We start from the raw sequence: 14,172 nt of genomic DNA on the forward strand, positions 1-14,172 counted from the left end.
TGAAACGCCGTATACGCGAACCGTACGTACGGTGTTGTGAGAGGGGCGAAAATAATACACTTATTTTCCCCCTACTCGATTATGCAACTATCGGGCAGAATAACTAAATAGATCAACATTGCATTAAATGAAAAAAATATTCAATACCATGGTTTCATGCCTACAACATGATATGATTACTTAGATGATAAGTCTAAACTTATTAAGTTGGAGGATATTGATGAGTAATAATAAAGAAAACGTAATACTCTATATAAGATTTAAAATTAAAAGTGAAAAAAAGGAAGAATTCAAAGAACTATTATCTGCTAATATGAGAGCGATGGAACATGAACCAGCTTTTGTAAGTGCCGTTCTTTCAGATGATATTGATAATTCAAATGAGATTACTCTTTTTGAAATCTGGAAAGGAACAAAGGAAAGCTGGCTAAAAGAAGAACTTCCTAAACCTTATAGAAAAACATATGAGAATAAACTTGTGGATTTAATCGATGAAAGAATAATTAGTTATCTTACACCAACGAATGAGTGGAGAACCAATTTAACAAACAAAAAGATAGATTAATAAACAATTTAAAGAGTGACTTGTCTAAAAAACAGGTTGCTCTTTCTCATTTTAAAGAAGGACTGAAACAGAGTCTGTAAACTATATTTTGTAGTCTCCCATATCTACTCTTTCTATTGCAGCCATTATTGTAATACGTTAGACAATCGGAGGTTTGATCCCCGTTCTATTTTATATTTCTCTCAGAAAGTGAAAGAGTGTTTCTAGTCCTTCAATGGTATGCGTAACTTTAAAACTGCCTTGATAAGGCTTCTTCTTCTCCAAGAATGCTTGAACCTGACTTTCACCTTTTGCTACATCCAGACCAACCACTGGATTCATTTATTATCTCCTCCTAAAGAATATTGCCGGTACCCCTAAATTCTTCTTGTAGTATCATAGCTTCGCTTGTTATACGAGATCGTAGTCCCGACCAGCCTAATCATGTTTCCACAAGTAGGGGGCGAACTGTTTAGTTGACGGGATTCGTCTGTCAATATGGCCCCTCTTTTTATTTGTTTTAAAAAAGAATGATAGGCCTTTGTATTGTTTTGAAAAGAAGTCAGGAGTGTGATGGGGAAATGTCGAAATTTGTAAAATTATATCAATTAAGCCGAAAAGTACATAAATGGTCAGGATTAATTTTATCTGTTTTTTTTATGTTCATAGCAGTCACAGGCCTCTTGCTTGTTTATATGATACCACTCGGAGTGGCTGATGAGTTAAGGACGGGGAAAGACGCGAGTCCAAATCAATCGATACCTATGGATAAGGTAGTGTCCATTGCTACGTCTCAGGGGCTTCCAAGTGTAAAATCGGTTGAAGATATATTTAGAATTGAATATAGACCAAGTGCAAATGTTTACCAGGTTCGTTTTAATAACAGTCAAGGTGTTCAAATCGATGCGAGTACGGGAAAAGTTTTATCTACTAATCCAGATTACTCAACTTTCCTCATTACTTTGCATGATGGATCCTTTTTTGGTAATTGGTATAGATACAGTATCCTCACAATGACAGGTTTATCCTTAATACTGCTGTCGTTTTCAGGGTATTATATGTTTGGCTTTCCTCTTTATAAGCGTCGAATGGCGAAAATAAAAGCAAGAGATTTGGAGATTTAGCTTAAATGTCCCATACGGGTTTACCCTATTGAGATTGTGAAGGTTTATACTTAAACTAACGGGTGCGTTAGCTGAAGATCGAAGCTGTCTTTAAGGCAGATTTTCTTTATGCAACTATCGGGGCAGGTTAGTGCCATAAGAAGAGCGAACTTACATAGTATAAAGACTTACCAAAATTAATCGAGAGGACTAAATAAATGGAGAAAATAAATGAAATTATTTATGGTCTTATAAATCAAGGCATAATAAAAAATGATGATATAGACATAAAGAAATTAAAAAGTGGTACTACAAATGGAATTCTATATACTCTACATATTAATAAAATACCAAAATGTGTAATTAAAATGGACAAACCTAAACTAATAGCTGCAACAGAGGATTTTCTCCTTACTTATAAATATGTAAATTTGTTGCCTAATGTACTTTATACAGACGAGAAAAAAGAATTTATAGTATACTCTTATATTTCTGGAGAAACTCATTTTAATCGAGGTTCTAAAATAGAATGGATGACTATTTTAATTAAGGAACTATTAAATAAATACAAAAAAGTAAACAAAGAAAACTGGGGAAGAGTAAATGGAATACATAGAAATTCATGGGCGGACTACAATCTAAGTAGTTTGGAATTCGCCCAAGAGGATATAGGCGATTTATTACCAAGTGAGGATCATAAAAAAGTAGAGTTATTGGTTAATAAATTGAAAACATACGAACATCAAGAAGAGAAGTATTACCTTCATGGAGATGCTGGTGTTCATAATTTTGTATATAAGGGCAACAAATTAAATGGGGTTATTGACCCTATGCCTTTAATCGGTCCAAAAATTTATGATTTTACGTATGCTTTTTGCTCTTCTCCAGACGATTTAAATTTAGAGACGCTGTTGTCATCTTTCTCATTATTGACCCAAGATGTCCCCTTTAATAAAGAAAGGCTTTTGGAGGAAGTTATTTTTCAATTATACACACGTATAGGCGTTTGTATTAGGGTTCACCCACATGACTTAAGTGGCTATCTTAAAGCTTGGAAAGAATGGAGAGTATATCTACCTTCAATGTAAATAGCGATTCTTAGTGAACTAACGGGTGCGTTAGCTGAAGATCAGAGCTGTCTTTAAGGCAGCTCTTTCCTTATGCAACTAAAGGGGCAGTCTATTTGAAAAAGAAAATGTTAAAATAGGGAGTTGAAATGTGACGTAATTACAGTTGATAATAGGGGATGTTTATATGAATTGGAACTGGAATGAAACCACTATAGATTTTCCATTGTCGTCTGAAAACTTAAAGAATAAGGGAGTTGGGAACTAAAGGGGCAGGTTAGGTGAAGAAGGATTTTAATAAGACGAACTTTTACTATATTTTAAGGAGTTTTGCTTATGAAATTTACATTATTTCTTGAGGCAAGTAATTCAGAAGAAACTAACAAACACTTAGATGATTTTAAGAAATTTGCTGCTAATTATAAAGTTTTCATGTCTGTTTCTGAAATAGAAAAGTATTGGAAAATTGATGATATGTACAAGGTTTTTCTTGATATAGATGAATCATCTGAATCTAATGTAAAACCAATGCTAAATAATATTGCATCTAAATGGCTGGAACTTCCCAACGAATTTTTAGCTTCAAACACTATGGATGGCTGTGAAATTTATATTCCAAACCTTCATATGATTACTCTTGTGCTAATTAAAAACCATCCTTGTTAAACTAACGGGTGCGTTAGCGCATAAGAAGGCCGCCAATTGGCTGCCTTTTGAAAGTATGATTCTTACATTGATCATACATTCAAGAAATACCCTTGTTGGACTATCAGGATAGATTTAATAATAACTGCCTTGTTGCAAAACAGAAGAAAAAACCCAATCGAGTAAGACGGGGTTTTTTAAGTTGGATAATATAAGATCATACTTAATCGAGTTAATGTTTCCCCTGAATTAAGATAGTCATGGGGTTTGTCAGCCTTGAATCTGATAGAATCACCATTCCTTACTGTGTATTCATTGTTATCTACACGTACAGTTAGTTCCCCTTCAAAAACAGTTAAGAACTCTTCAGTTCCCTCTCTGTGCGAATCAGCACTTAGGAATCCGCCTTTTTCTATCTCGATTGAATAAACTTCAAAGCGTTTATCATCTTCGAAAGGAAAGTAGGGATAGACTCGATATTTTCCGTTGTCTTCAGATAATGTTGGAATGTCACTTCTTAGAACAACTTTTGTATCTGGTTGCGGATTATTTATTAGAGAAGTAAAGGAAATCTTTAAGCCATTTGCAATTTTCCAGATCGTTGTAATAGTGGGACTCGATCCTCCTCTTTCAATTTGACCAATCATTGTTTTACTTACTCCAGTCAGCTCTGCGACCCTTTCAAGGCTTAATTTTTTACTTTCTCTAAAGGCTTTTAAGTTTTTTGCAAGGATAAGATTTATTTCCTCCATATGTACACTCCTTTATATACAATATAACGTCCATATTGTACAATAAAAAGTAAATCGTTATATTGTTCATTTTAGACATTATAACATACATCCCAGAAGGAGGTTCCAATATGCCTTTATTGTCGTTTTTGCTATTTGTCTTTGTTACTAGTTTTACTCCAGGTCCTAATAATATTATGGCAATGTTATTTGCTAACAAATACGGGTTTAAAAAGACACTTGGATTTTGTTTAGGAGTAGGTGCAGGTTTCTTTGTAATCATGTTATTGTCCAGTTATTTTAATCTTTTGCTTAAAAATTCCATTCCAAAAATTGAATTTATTATGACGATCCTAGCTGCAATCTATATGTTGTATCTGGCTACAAAAATAATAATTAGTAAAAATAATGATAAAGACGATGATGGGGATAAAAATAACCGTTTTCTTTCAGCAATGCTTTTACAATTCGTAAATCCGAAAGGTATTTTATATGGCATAACAGCAGTTTCAACTTTTATCATTCCATATCATACTTCAAATTACAGTTTACTATTTTTCTCATTTTTTCTAGCTTTTGTTGGTTTTCTTAGTACTATAAGTTGGAGTGTGTTTGGATCGCTGTTTCAAAGGTTCCTAAAAAAGTATAGAAGTCAGTTTAATCTAATTATGGCTTTATTATTAGTTTATAGTGCAATTTCGATTCTTGTAGAATAAAACAGGTTTCTTGTTAAATGGGTGCATTAATTTTTGAATAATCTGTGAGATAGATAATGTAAGTATCTTAATTTCCTAAATTAGGGTTCTTTTCTTTTTTATTATGAAAAATGGCCAACAAATACGATACCTAAGTTAGCATTAGAAACTTATTTAAATCTGACAATAATCCTACTAATTCAGCAGTAAAGCTTATCATTTCTATGAAATTCATTGTTACCCCGTCTACCTTCTTCGCTAGGCTTACGTGATTGAGCCATATGATAGGTTATATATACTAAGGTGAAATGAGTTTGTAATTACTAAAATGATTTCTTATAATATGAAGTGTTTTGACAAACAAGAAAGTAAATCCAGTCCGCATTATCATTTTTGGATATTTAGACAGCTCTTCTAATAACCAAAAAAATCTGTAGTTTGCTAAATCAAAATAATAAAAGTCCCTATCTATATTGATAGGGACTTTTGGTGGGTGCTGAATAAAGTTTGATAAAAATCCTGTTGGATATGTACCAGGATCTTTACTTCTTCAACTAAATGGGCAGGGAAGTAGAAGAGTGTGGGCCCATTGCTTTTGAACTATCAGGTCTGTTTTTCAGTAATAAAAGATTTTACGGTTGGTGGTTCATATGTATTAAATTGATCAAGTAGTCCATTTGGTTCTACATCTACCAGCGCCATAGAACGGTACTTTTCATGCAGGAACTGTTCATCAGACATATGATTAAATAAAGCAACAAGAGGATCATAATAATGATTAATATTTAACAGTCCACAAGGTTTATGATGAAGTCCTAACTGAGCCCAGGTAAAAATCTCAAAGAATTCTTCTAATGTTCCTGGCCCACCTGGCAAAGCTATGAACCCATCGGCAAGTTCTGCCATTTTTGCTTTTCTTTCATGCATAGAGTCAACTACAATTAGTTCGGTTAGGTTCTTATGAGATATTTCTCTTTTTTCTAGAAAACTAGGCATTACGCCAATTACTTTCCCACCCGCTTCCAAAACGGAATCTGCAACAGCCCCCATAATTCCTACACATGCTCCCCCATATACCAGTGTAATATTACGTTTAGCCAGTTCTTTACCCAGCTTTATTGCAGCTTCTAAATAGACAGTAGATGCTCCTTTACTTGATCCACAAAATACAGCTAGAGTCTTCAATTAATATCACATCCTATTAGTTAGTCTTCCTTACATATCATACAGAATTATGGGAATTTGTTAAACTTAAATTATTAAAATGGAAGGTGGGTTAACATGAACGTAACTGAATTTCAACAGTGGGTAAGAGATTATTATGAAGCAAGAGGCTGGTCTGAATTAGACATTTTTATTCGTATTGGCTTTTTAGCAGAAGAAACTGGCGAGGTCGCACGGGCTATTCGATCACTTGAGATTGGCAGGGATAGACCAGATGAGGTAAGTGGTTCGTTTGAGGAGAATAAACAGGAGTTAACCGAAGAATTAGGAGATGTGTTAGGTAATTTAATTGTGATTGCGAACAAGTACAACATCCCTTTAGAAGAAGTCTTTAATGCTCATAAAAAGAAACTATCTGAACGCTATTCTAATGCATAAGTGAAATGAAATTTTTTGCAATTTATGGTTCGATTTTTTCTTGAAACTATCGGGTGCTTTCCTTCATTATCGGAGCCTGCCCTTTTAGTTCTTTTTATTATGAACTAAAAGGGCAGGTTAGTGAATAGCATATAGAATGATAATTAAGTAACCTGATAAAGTTAAGCAGTTGAACTAGTAAGAGGAATCATATAGTACCTTGAAGAATTTATATAGGAATATAAATAAAGTAGAGGTGATAAAATGCAAATCTTATTGATTCGTCACGGTGAATCGGAAGATGACTTTTTAGAGAAGGATTACACAGGAACAACTGATTTACCATTAACAAGTAAAGGTCTCATTCAAGTTAAGAAAATGTCTAATCGTGTGTTAAAAGAGTTTCCGCCAGATTTTATTTGGAGCAGTACTTTGAAAAGAGCTAGTAAAGCAGCTGAGATTCTATCCAATACTATCGGTTGCCCAGTGAAATACTTAGATGACCTTATAGAAAAGCAAGAAACCGAGAGTAAACTAGAATTTAGGGTGCGTGGTGAACAAATTTTCTCTTTTATTAAAGAAAACAGTAAAGAGTTCAATAGAATTGCTATCGTTTCACACGGTGGTATGATAACCAAAATTATTGAAAGTTTTCTGCAATTACCAACAGTTAATAATAATGTATGGTTTAATTCTGATAATACAGGAATTCATCTCCTTGAATATATTAGGAACGTGCAACTTATCCGATTTACTAATAGTACAACTCATTTAAATTAATAAAAACAGATTAATTTGGAAATAAAGCCTTTTTCAACTAACAGGCTCTTTACTTCATGAATGAAGCGTCTTTTTTCTTGTAAAGCTAGAGGGGCAGAAGTTCCACTACGTGTGTTTTTTTCATTATCAGGAGCTGATCAGCAGCTCCTTTTCTTATGGACAAAAGGGTGAGTATAGGTTGAAGAAGAACCATTTTTAGTACCAACTAATAATACTAGGTGATAGAATTAAATGAATAGATTGTAATAAAATATTAGTGTTATGGGGGCTTTAATGATGTTAGATACTCAAAAAATCAAAGAAATAATTAGACATCGTTATCCATTTCTTTTAGTGGATAGGATTTTGGAATTAGAAGAAGGAAAAAGAGCAGTTGGTATAAAAAATGTTACAGAAAATGAGGTTTTTTTTAACGGGCACTTCCCCAATTACCCAGTTATGCCAGGTGTATTAATTGTAGAGGCATTAGCTCAAGTAAGTGCGGTTGTGATGTTAACTAAAGAAGGAAATCAAGGACGATTAGGGCTTTTAGCTGGTATAGATAAATGTCGTTTTAAACAGCAAGTAAAACCAGGAGACCAACTCCGTCTTGAAGTTGAAATCACGCGATTAAAAGGTCCTATTGGGAAAGGCAAAGGTATAGCTACAGTTGATGGAGAATTAGTTTGCGAAACAGAATTAATATTTGCATTTGGTGATTAAGATCTGATGATTTTTAGAAAAAAGTTTCCTCCGGGAAGCTTTTTTTGTATTAGCTATACTTTAAGAAAGATACAAGTTTCATGTCAACTCTTTATTAAAAACATATTTTATATGCGATGCCACACGTACTGATCAGGGCTCTTTCGAAGTTCACTTTAAGAAACAAGAAAACTGCCTTTTTTCGCTTCTATCTCCATGTTTAACTTGGAAATTGATGAGGAAATTCTCTTCGTATTTTCTACGATTTAAACGCATTTTTGAGCGAGATTTATAAAATTTCCAAAATTTTTTGTCCACACAATATGGACAACTATAATTTTTTCTATTATTATGATTCTTATAACTATTAGTACAAAAGGATTTAGGTTACTTCTTCGTGTATTTTTGGAGAGGACACCTGTATTTTCTTGAAAATGAGTTAAATTCAATATTCTTAAATGCAATGTTTGAGAATAGAGGTAAATCATAAAAAAAATCCTGCATTTATTCCAACCATCAATAAGGGGGTATATGAAATGTCTAGTGAAATATTAAATCAATTTTTGAATGAAAATTTGGAAGATTTAAAAGAAAAAGGACTTTACAACGTTATTGATCCGGTAGAAGGTCCAAATGGTCCGGTAATTACCATTGCAGGCAGAGAGTTAATTAATTTATCATCCAATAACTATTTAGGTTTAGCAACAGATCAGAGATTAATAGAGGCATGCATTGAAGCAACGAAAAAATATGGTGTCGGATCCGGTGCTGTTCGTACGATCAACGGAACATTAGATATTCATGTCAAATTAGAAGAAAAGCTTGCCGAATTTAAACATACAGAAGCAGCCATTGCTTACCAGTCTGGATTTAATTGTAATATGGCAGCGATTTCAGGAGTGATGGATAAACATGATGCCATTCTTTCAGATGAACTGAATCATGCTTCAATTATTGATGGATGTCGATTATCTAAAGCAAAGATCATTCCCTTTAAACATTCTGACATGGACGATTTACGGGCAAAAGCACGTCAAGCAAAGGAGTCCGGATTGTATAACAAAGTCATGATCATTACCGATGGAGTGTTCTCGATGGATGGGGATATTGCCAAGCTTCCTGAAATTGTGGAGATTGCCGAAGAGTTTGATTTAATTACGTATGTTGATGATGCGCATGGTTCGGGTGTATTAGGTAATGGTGCAGGAACAGTAAAACATTTTGGGTTATCGGATAGGGTGGATTTCCAGATTGGAACATTATCCAAAGCCATTGGTGTTGTAGGAGGCTATGTAGCAGGAAAGAAAGATTTAATTGATTGGTTAAAAGTGAGAAGCCGTCCGTTTTTATTTTCAACGGCTGTCACACCAGGAGCAGTTGCAGCTTGTATAGAAGCCATTGATATTTTGATGAATAGCTCAGATCTTCAAAATAAGCTGTGGGAAAACAGCAATTACTTGAAAAAGGGTCTAAAAGAATTAGGGTTTGATATTGGAGAGAGCGAAACACCGATTACACCTTGCATAATAGGAGATGAAGCAAAAACACAGCAATTCAGTAAGAGGCTGAATGAAGAAGGTGTGTATGCTAAATCCATCGTATTTCCTACCGTTGCAAAGGGAACAGGAAGAGTGCGGAATATGCCGACAGCTGCTCATACAAAAGAAATGCTGGATCGTGCATTAGCCATTTATGAAAAAGTAGGAAAAGAGATGTCGATTATTTAAGGAATTGCTTGCTGCAGAGTGAAAAAGGGGAGGGATTTTTGATGAAAAAGATCTTAGTAACAGGGGCTTTAGGTCAAATTGGTTCAGAACTAACGCTGAAAATGAGAGAGATTTATGGATTTGACAATGTCATTGCAACAGATATTCGAAAAACAGAAAGCGATATTGTTCAATCGGGTCCATTTGAGACTTTAGATGTTACAGATGAAAAAGCGATGTTTAATATGGCAAAAAAACATGAAGTGGATACGATTATTCATCTAGCTGCATTATTGTCAGCAACAGCTGAAAAGAAGCCTCTTTTAGCCTGGCATTTAAACATGGGCGGATTGGTTAATGCTTTGGAAGCGGCACGAGAACTTGATTGCCAATTATTCACACCTAGCTCTATTGGCGCGTTTGGTCCAACCACTCCTAAAGATTGGACTCCGCAAGACATCATTCAACGACCGAATACGATGTACGGAGTGAATAAAGTATCTGGAGAGTTATTATGTGATTATTATCATCATAAATTTGGGGTTGATACGAGAGGTCTTCGATTCCCGGGACTGATTTCGTATGTTACACCTCCTGGCGGTGGAACAACCGACTATGCAGTTGAAATTTTCTATGAAGCGATTAAAAATAAGAGATATACTTCTTACATTGCTGAGGGAACGTATATGGATATGATGTATATGCCTGATGCTTTAGCTGCCATCATTACATTAATGGAGGCAGATGCCTCAAAATTAAAACATCGGAATTCTTTCAATGTGTCTGCTATGAGCTTTGATCCGGAGCAAATTGCAGCCGAGATAAAAAGGCATATTCCGGAATTTATCATGAATTATGAGGTCGATCCTGCAAGACAATCTATTGCCGATAGTTGGCCCAATACAATAGATTCAACTTGTGCAAAGGAAGAGTGGGGATTTAAGGCGGAATATGATTTGGAGAAAATGACGAGGGATATGCTGATAAAGCTGAGATTAAAGTCACTTTTAGTTACCGCATAAATAAGCCTACTAGCCGAATAAAAGAGTTGTAAAACTCTTTTATTCGAGTTATTATATTCAGATGTTTTGAATTTTTTTAAACGTTATGTGATGCACTTTTTAAAACCATTAAAAAGTAAGCGCTTTCTATTGGCGTCTAAAATTAAACAATCGGTCGATATGCCGTGCAACAAATTTCGACTATTAGTAGTGTAGGGGGAAATGGAATGGCCAACAAAGATTTGAACAGGGAGTTGAAAGGTCGTCATATTCAGATGATTGCTTTGGGCGGTACAATTGGTGTTGGTTTATTTATGGGTTCAGCCAGCGCAATCAAATGGACAGGTCCGTCCGTAATGTTAGCTTATGCAATCTCAGGGATTTTTATATTTTTGATTATGCGTGCAATGGGGGAAATGTTGTATTTAGAGCCAAGTACAGGTTCATTTGCAACATTTGGTTATAAGTATATTCATCCATTAGCAGGGTATATGACTGCATGGAGTAACTGGTTCCAGTGGGTTATTGTTGGGATGGCTGAAATTATTGCAGTTGGGACGTACATGCAGTATTGGTACCCTGATCTTCCTGCTTGGATTCCAGGGTTAATCGCAATGGTTATTCTAGGAGCAGCGAACCTAATTTCTGTTAAATCCTTTGGTGAAATTGAATTTTGGTTTGCACTGATTAAAATCGTAACAATTATATTAATGATTGTTGCAGGATTTGGACTTATTTTCTTTGGAATTGGTAACGGAGGAGAAGCGATAGGATTATCAAATCTATGGGAACATGGTGGTTTATTTACAGGCGGTTGGAAAGGGTTCTTCTTTGCTCTATCACTAGTTGTTGCGGCGTATCAAGGTGTAGAACTAATCGGGATTACAGCTGGGGAAGCGAAAGATCCGCAAAACACGATAACTAAAGCGATTCAAAGTACCATTTGGCGTATTTTAATCTTCTATATAGGTGCGATTTTTATTATTGTAACCGTTTACCCGTGGGATCAACTAAGTTCAATTGGCAGCCCATTTGTTGCAACCTTTGCGAAAGTTGGTATTACAGCAGCAGCTGGAATTATTAATTTTGTCGTAATCACAGCTGCAATGTCAGGCTGCAATAGTGGTATCTACAGTGCAGGACGTATGCTTTATACTTTGGGAATAAATGGACAAGCGCCAAAATTCTTTGCGAAAGTATCTAATAGTGGTGTCCCTTTATTCGGTACGTTCGGTGTGATTGTTGGGTTAGCAATTGGCGTTGTGTTAAGTTATGTTGCACCAGAAAATTTATTTGTGCATGTATACAGTGCCAGTGTACTTCCTGGTATGATTCCGTGGTTTGTCATTCTGATTAGTCAAATTCAATTCAGAAAAGTAAAAAGTGCTGAAATGGTCAATCATCCATTTAAAATGCCTTTTGCACCTGTTACAAACTACTTGACCATAGCTTTCTTAATTATGGTATTAATCGGAATGTGGTTTAATGATGAAACACGTATATCGCTTATTGTAGGAATTGGTTTTCTAGGTATCGTTGTCATTAGTTATTACGCTTTTGGAATAGACAAACGTATACCAGTAGATGCTGCTCAGACAGATGATAAAGTGGCTAACCTATAATTTACATCTAAGTGCGATTGTGGATTTATAATCATTGAGGAAATAAGAAAATTAAAAAGTCGGGTGCTTTACTTCAAAACTAGGGTTGCTACGGCAACCTTTTTTTTGGAACGAACGGGGGAAGGTTTCCATATTCATAAAAAAGCAGTATAGGCATTAGTCCTAGACTGCTTTTTTAAATACATTATTTATTTAATTAATCTACTTGATGATTAAGACGGAATTTCACTCGTAATATGCTAACGCCATACCCAATGAATCCTCCAACAATAGCTGGAATAATCCACCCAAGTCCTACCTCGTACATAGGAAGAATTTCATTAAAGAGATTATTAATGGATGAAATGTGTATACCTGCTCCATTTAATCCATCAAATAGACTAATAATAAAGGTTAAAAGTAAGCTACCTTGATAAACTTCAGCCTTCCCTTTAAATAAAGAATGAAAAAATGTTAAGAAAATCAATACAATAGCTAATGGATAAATAGCAGTCATTACAGGTACAGAAATTGCAATTAACTGTGTTAGTCCAATATTGGCAACTATTGCACTAAAAATAGATAAACTAATAGCAATTGTTTTGTAAGGTAATTTTGGAAACAGTTTATGGAAGTACGTCGAGCAAGATGTAATGAGTCCTACGCTCGTCGTTATACAAGCTACTGTGATCATTAATCCCAATAACAGCCCACCATATGCTCCAAAGTAGTAATCCGAGACTTTTGCTAAGACAATGCCTCCATTATCCAAGTGTCCAAATTTCTCAACACTTGAAGCACCCATGTAAGAGAGGGCTGTATAAAAAGTAGCAAGGATAACGGCAGCAATTGCAGTCGCTTTTCCACAAACGATCATTATTTGTTTTTTTGTTTTAGCACCTTTTTCTTTAATGGCATTAATGATGATGATACCAAAAACAAAAGATGCAAGAGTGTCCATTGTTAAATAGCCTTCTCTGAACCCATTGAAAAATGGTTGAACCATATAGTGTTCAGCCGGTGCTTGAAAATCGCCAATTGGATTTACAAAAGCGACTACCACCAGAATTCCAATAAACGTTAACTTGATGGGTGTTAAAATTTTCCCCACAATTTCGACAAATTTCGCAGGATTGAGCGAAAGAAGGCACGATATCGTAAAAAAGATGATGGTGAAAATAAGTAAAGGCAGTGGCCCGAAACCTTCCGGCAAAAATGGTTTGACACCGATCTCAAAAGAAACGTTTCCTGTTCTAGGCATTGCAAATAATGGACCGATTGCTAAATAAAGAACGGTTGTGAATACAATACCAAACACAGGATGTACACGACTTGCTAACGACTGTAAATCGTCTTTCCCCGAAAACCCGAGTGCTAACACACCAATTAACGGTAATCCAACTCCTGTTACTAAAAACCCTGCATTAGCTGACCAGATATTCGTTCCAGCTGACTGACCAAGCATTGGTGGGAAAATTAAATTTCCTGCCCCAAAGAATAGGGCAAATAACATTAACCCAATCACTACTATAAATGAAAATGGTACTTTATTAGACAAAATAAACCCTCCGAGAAATAGAAAATTTTACTATTTTTAAAAAATATTAAATTTTCTAAAAATTAAACACGCACTTAATAAATAAGAACGTATCGTATTATAACCAGATAAAATTAATATTTCAATATAAAATTTAATTTTTATTATATACCTTAATGACTAGATAGTCTACGTAGATTCTTTTTAGGAATTAGTTAACAATATTTTATAGCCGAGAGTGGCTAAATTTTTTTCAATAAAAACATTCATAATAGGAGGTGAGTTATAGTTGATTTTCTAAATGGAAATGAAGTTAAGAAATTAAATTGTGAAATATTGTACTTAAACTAACAGGTGCGTTAGCTGAAGATCAGAGCTGTCTTTAATGCAGCTTTTTCTTTATGCAACTAAACCAGCTAATAGTTTGTCAACATTTTTCAATGAAAACTTAAAATATTTCATGCTATACTAAATTTGTGCATGCCAAATAACCTTCCAAT

General features: G+C 34.7%; 14 protein-coding genes and 1 pseudogene. 11 read left to right on the forward strand and 4 right to left on the reverse strand.

Going from position 1 to position 14,172, the window contains the following annotated elements; all coding sequences use genetic code 11:
• Positions 1 to 220 precede the first annotated feature (220 nt).
• On the forward strand, positions 221 to 565 hold the full coding sequence (locus ACQKMR_RS27125) for an antibiotic biosynthesis monooxygenase (protein ID WP_427700050.1): 345 nt from the start codon (positions 221 to 223) through the stop codon (positions 563 to 565).
• A 174-nt stretch (positions 566 to 739) separates the two neighbouring features.
• Here ACQKMR_RS27125 and ACQKMR_RS27130 read toward each other — a convergent pair.
• Positions 740 to 886, reverse strand: a pseudogene (locus ACQKMR_RS27130) (IS110 family transposase); the annotation flags it as partial.
• Between the two features lie 239 nt (positions 887 to 1,125).
• Between ACQKMR_RS27130 and ACQKMR_RS27135 the strand changes: the two are divergent.
• The 3 genes from ACQKMR_RS27135 (at position 1,126) to ACQKMR_RS27145 (ending at position 3,380) form a co-directional block, all read left to right on the forward strand.
• Entirely contained in the window at positions 1,126 to 1,668 is a 543-nt protein-coding gene (locus tag ACQKMR_RS27135) for a PepSY domain-containing protein (protein WP_427700051.1), read from the forward strand.
• Between the two features lie 197 nt (positions 1,669 to 1,865).
• On the forward strand, positions 1,866 to 2,735 hold the full coding sequence (locus ACQKMR_RS27140) for a phosphotransferase (RefSeq protein WP_427700052.1): 870 nt from the start codon (positions 1,866 to 1,868) through the stop codon (positions 2,733 to 2,735).
• 315 nt (positions 2,736 to 3,050) lie between these two features.
• The gene (locus tag ACQKMR_RS27145; protein WP_379167578.1) at positions 3,051 to 3,380 is read left to right on the forward strand and encodes a hypothetical protein; all 330 of its coding nucleotides are present in this window, start codon (positions 3,051 to 3,053) and stop codon (positions 3,378 to 3,380) included.
• A gap of 176 nt (positions 3,381 to 3,556) precedes the next feature.
• Here ACQKMR_RS27145 and ACQKMR_RS27150 read toward each other — a convergent pair whose 3' ends face one another.
• Positions 3,557 to 4,111, reverse strand: a complete 555-nt coding sequence (locus tag ACQKMR_RS27150) for a helix-turn-helix domain-containing protein (RefSeq protein ID WP_427700053.1) — start codon at positions 4,109 to 4,111, stop codon at positions 3,557 to 3,559.
• Positions 4,112 to 4,221: 110 nt separating this feature from the next.
• Between ACQKMR_RS27150 and ACQKMR_RS27155 the strand changes: the two genes are divergently transcribed.
• A complete protein-coding gene (locus tag ACQKMR_RS27155; RefSeq protein WP_427700054.1) occupies positions 4,222 to 4,806 on the forward strand; it encodes a LysE family transporter in 585 nt (194 codons plus the stop codon).
• A gap of 582 nt (positions 4,807 to 5,388) precedes the next feature.
• On the opposite strand, the gene ACQKMR_RS27160 is transcribed toward ACQKMR_RS27155, so the two are convergent.
• Positions 5,389 to 5,970, reverse strand: a complete 582-nt coding sequence (locus tag ACQKMR_RS27160; RefSeq protein WP_427700055.1) for a TIGR00730 family Rossman fold protein — start codon at positions 5,968 to 5,970, stop codon at positions 5,389 to 5,391.
• A 96-nt stretch (positions 5,971 to 6,066) separates the two neighbouring features.
• On the opposite strand from ACQKMR_RS27160, the gene ACQKMR_RS27165 reads away from it, so the two are divergent.
• The 6 genes from ACQKMR_RS27165 (at position 6,067) to ACQKMR_RS27190 (ending at position 12,156) form a co-directional block, all read left to right on the forward strand.
• On the forward strand, positions 6,067 to 6,387 hold the full coding sequence (locus ACQKMR_RS27165) for a MazG nucleotide pyrophosphohydrolase domain-containing protein (RefSeq protein WP_427700056.1): 321 nt from the start codon (positions 6,067 to 6,069) through the stop codon (positions 6,385 to 6,387).
• Between the two features lie 243 nt (positions 6,388 to 6,630).
• Complete coding sequence (locus tag ACQKMR_RS27170) at positions 6,631 to 7,146, forward strand: histidine phosphatase family protein (protein WP_427700057.1); 516 nt, start codon at positions 6,631 to 6,633, stop codon at positions 7,144 to 7,146.
• Positions 7,147 to 7,422: 276 nt separating this feature from the next.
• Complete coding sequence (gene fabZ, locus ACQKMR_RS27175) at positions 7,423 to 7,848, forward strand: 3-hydroxyacyl-ACP dehydratase FabZ (protein ID WP_427700058.1); 426 nt, start codon at positions 7,423 to 7,425, stop codon at positions 7,846 to 7,848.
• Positions 7,849 to 8,363: 515 nt separating this feature from the next.
• Positions 8,364 to 9,554 (forward strand): glycine C-acetyltransferase, encoded by a 1,191-nt coding sequence (locus tag ACQKMR_RS27180; protein ID WP_427700059.1) that lies wholly within the window; start codon positions 8,364 to 8,366, stop codon positions 9,552 to 9,554.
• 41 nt (positions 9,555 to 9,595) lie between these two features.
• Positions 9,596 to 10,555, forward strand: a complete 960-nt coding sequence (locus tag ACQKMR_RS27185) for an L-threonine 3-dehydrogenase (protein WP_427700060.1) — start codon at positions 9,596 to 9,598, stop codon at positions 10,553 to 10,555.
• A 206-nt stretch (positions 10,556 to 10,761) separates the two neighbouring features.
• Positions 10,762 to 12,156: an amino acid permease gene (locus ACQKMR_RS27190; RefSeq protein ID WP_201186609.1), complete on the forward strand. Its 1,395-nt coding sequence runs from the start codon at positions 10,762 to 10,764 to the stop codon at positions 12,154 to 12,156.
• Positions 12,157 to 12,352: 196 nt separating this feature from the next.
• Here the strand turns inward: ACQKMR_RS27190 and brnQ are convergent, their stop codons facing one another.
• Positions 12,353 to 13,693, reverse strand: coding sequence for a branched-chain amino acid transport system II carrier protein (brnQ, locus tag ACQKMR_RS27195; RefSeq protein ID WP_427700061.1), 1,341 nt, complete (start codon positions 13,691 to 13,693; stop codon positions 12,353 to 12,355).
• Positions 13,694 to 14,172: the final 479 nt, after the last annotated feature.

Source organism: Peribacillus sp. NPDC096540 (assembly GCF_050278525.1).
Lineage (GTDB): Bacteria > Bacillota > Bacilli > Bacillales > DSM-1321 > Peribacillus.

Coding starts and splice junctions, on each gene's coding strand:
- ACQKMR_RS27125 (WP_427700050.1), top strand. CDS start 221: ATGAGTAATAATAAAGAAAACGTAATACTCTATATAAGATTTAAAATT.
- ACQKMR_RS27135 (WP_427700051.1), top strand. CDS start 1,126: ATGTCGAAATTTGTAAAATTATATCAATTAAGCCGAAAAGTACATAAA.
- ACQKMR_RS27140 (WP_427700052.1), top strand. CDS start 1,866: ATGGAGAAAATAAATGAAATTATTTATGGTCTTATAAATCAAGGCATA.
- ACQKMR_RS27145 (WP_379167578.1), top strand. CDS start 3,051: ATGAAATTTACATTATTTCTTGAGGCAAGTAATTCAGAAGAAACTAAC.
- ACQKMR_RS27150 (WP_427700053.1), bottom strand. CDS start 4,111: ATGGAGGAAATAAATCTTATCCTTGCAAAAAACTTAAAAGCCTTTAGA.
- ACQKMR_RS27155 (WP_427700054.1), top strand. CDS start 4,222: ATGCCTTTATTGTCGTTTTTGCTATTTGTCTTTGTTACTAGTTTTACT.
- ACQKMR_RS27165 (WP_427700056.1), top strand. CDS start 6,067: ATGAACGTAACTGAATTTCAACAGTGGGTAAGAGATTATTATGAAGCA.
- ACQKMR_RS27170 (WP_427700057.1), top strand. CDS start 6,631: ATGCAAATCTTATTGATTCGTCACGGTGAATCGGAAGATGACTTTTTA.
- fabZ (WP_427700058.1), top strand. CDS start 7,423: ATGTTAGATACTCAAAAAATCAAAGAAATAATTAGACATCGTTATCCA.
- ACQKMR_RS27180 (WP_427700059.1), top strand. CDS start 8,364: ATGTCTAGTGAAATATTAAATCAATTTTTGAATGAAAATTTGGAAGAT.
- ACQKMR_RS27185 (WP_427700060.1), top strand. CDS start 9,596: ATGAAAAAGATCTTAGTAACAGGGGCTTTAGGTCAAATTGGTTCAGAA.
- ACQKMR_RS27190 (WP_201186609.1), top strand. CDS start 10,762: ATGGCCAACAAAGATTTGAACAGGGAGTTGAAAGGTCGTCATATTCAG.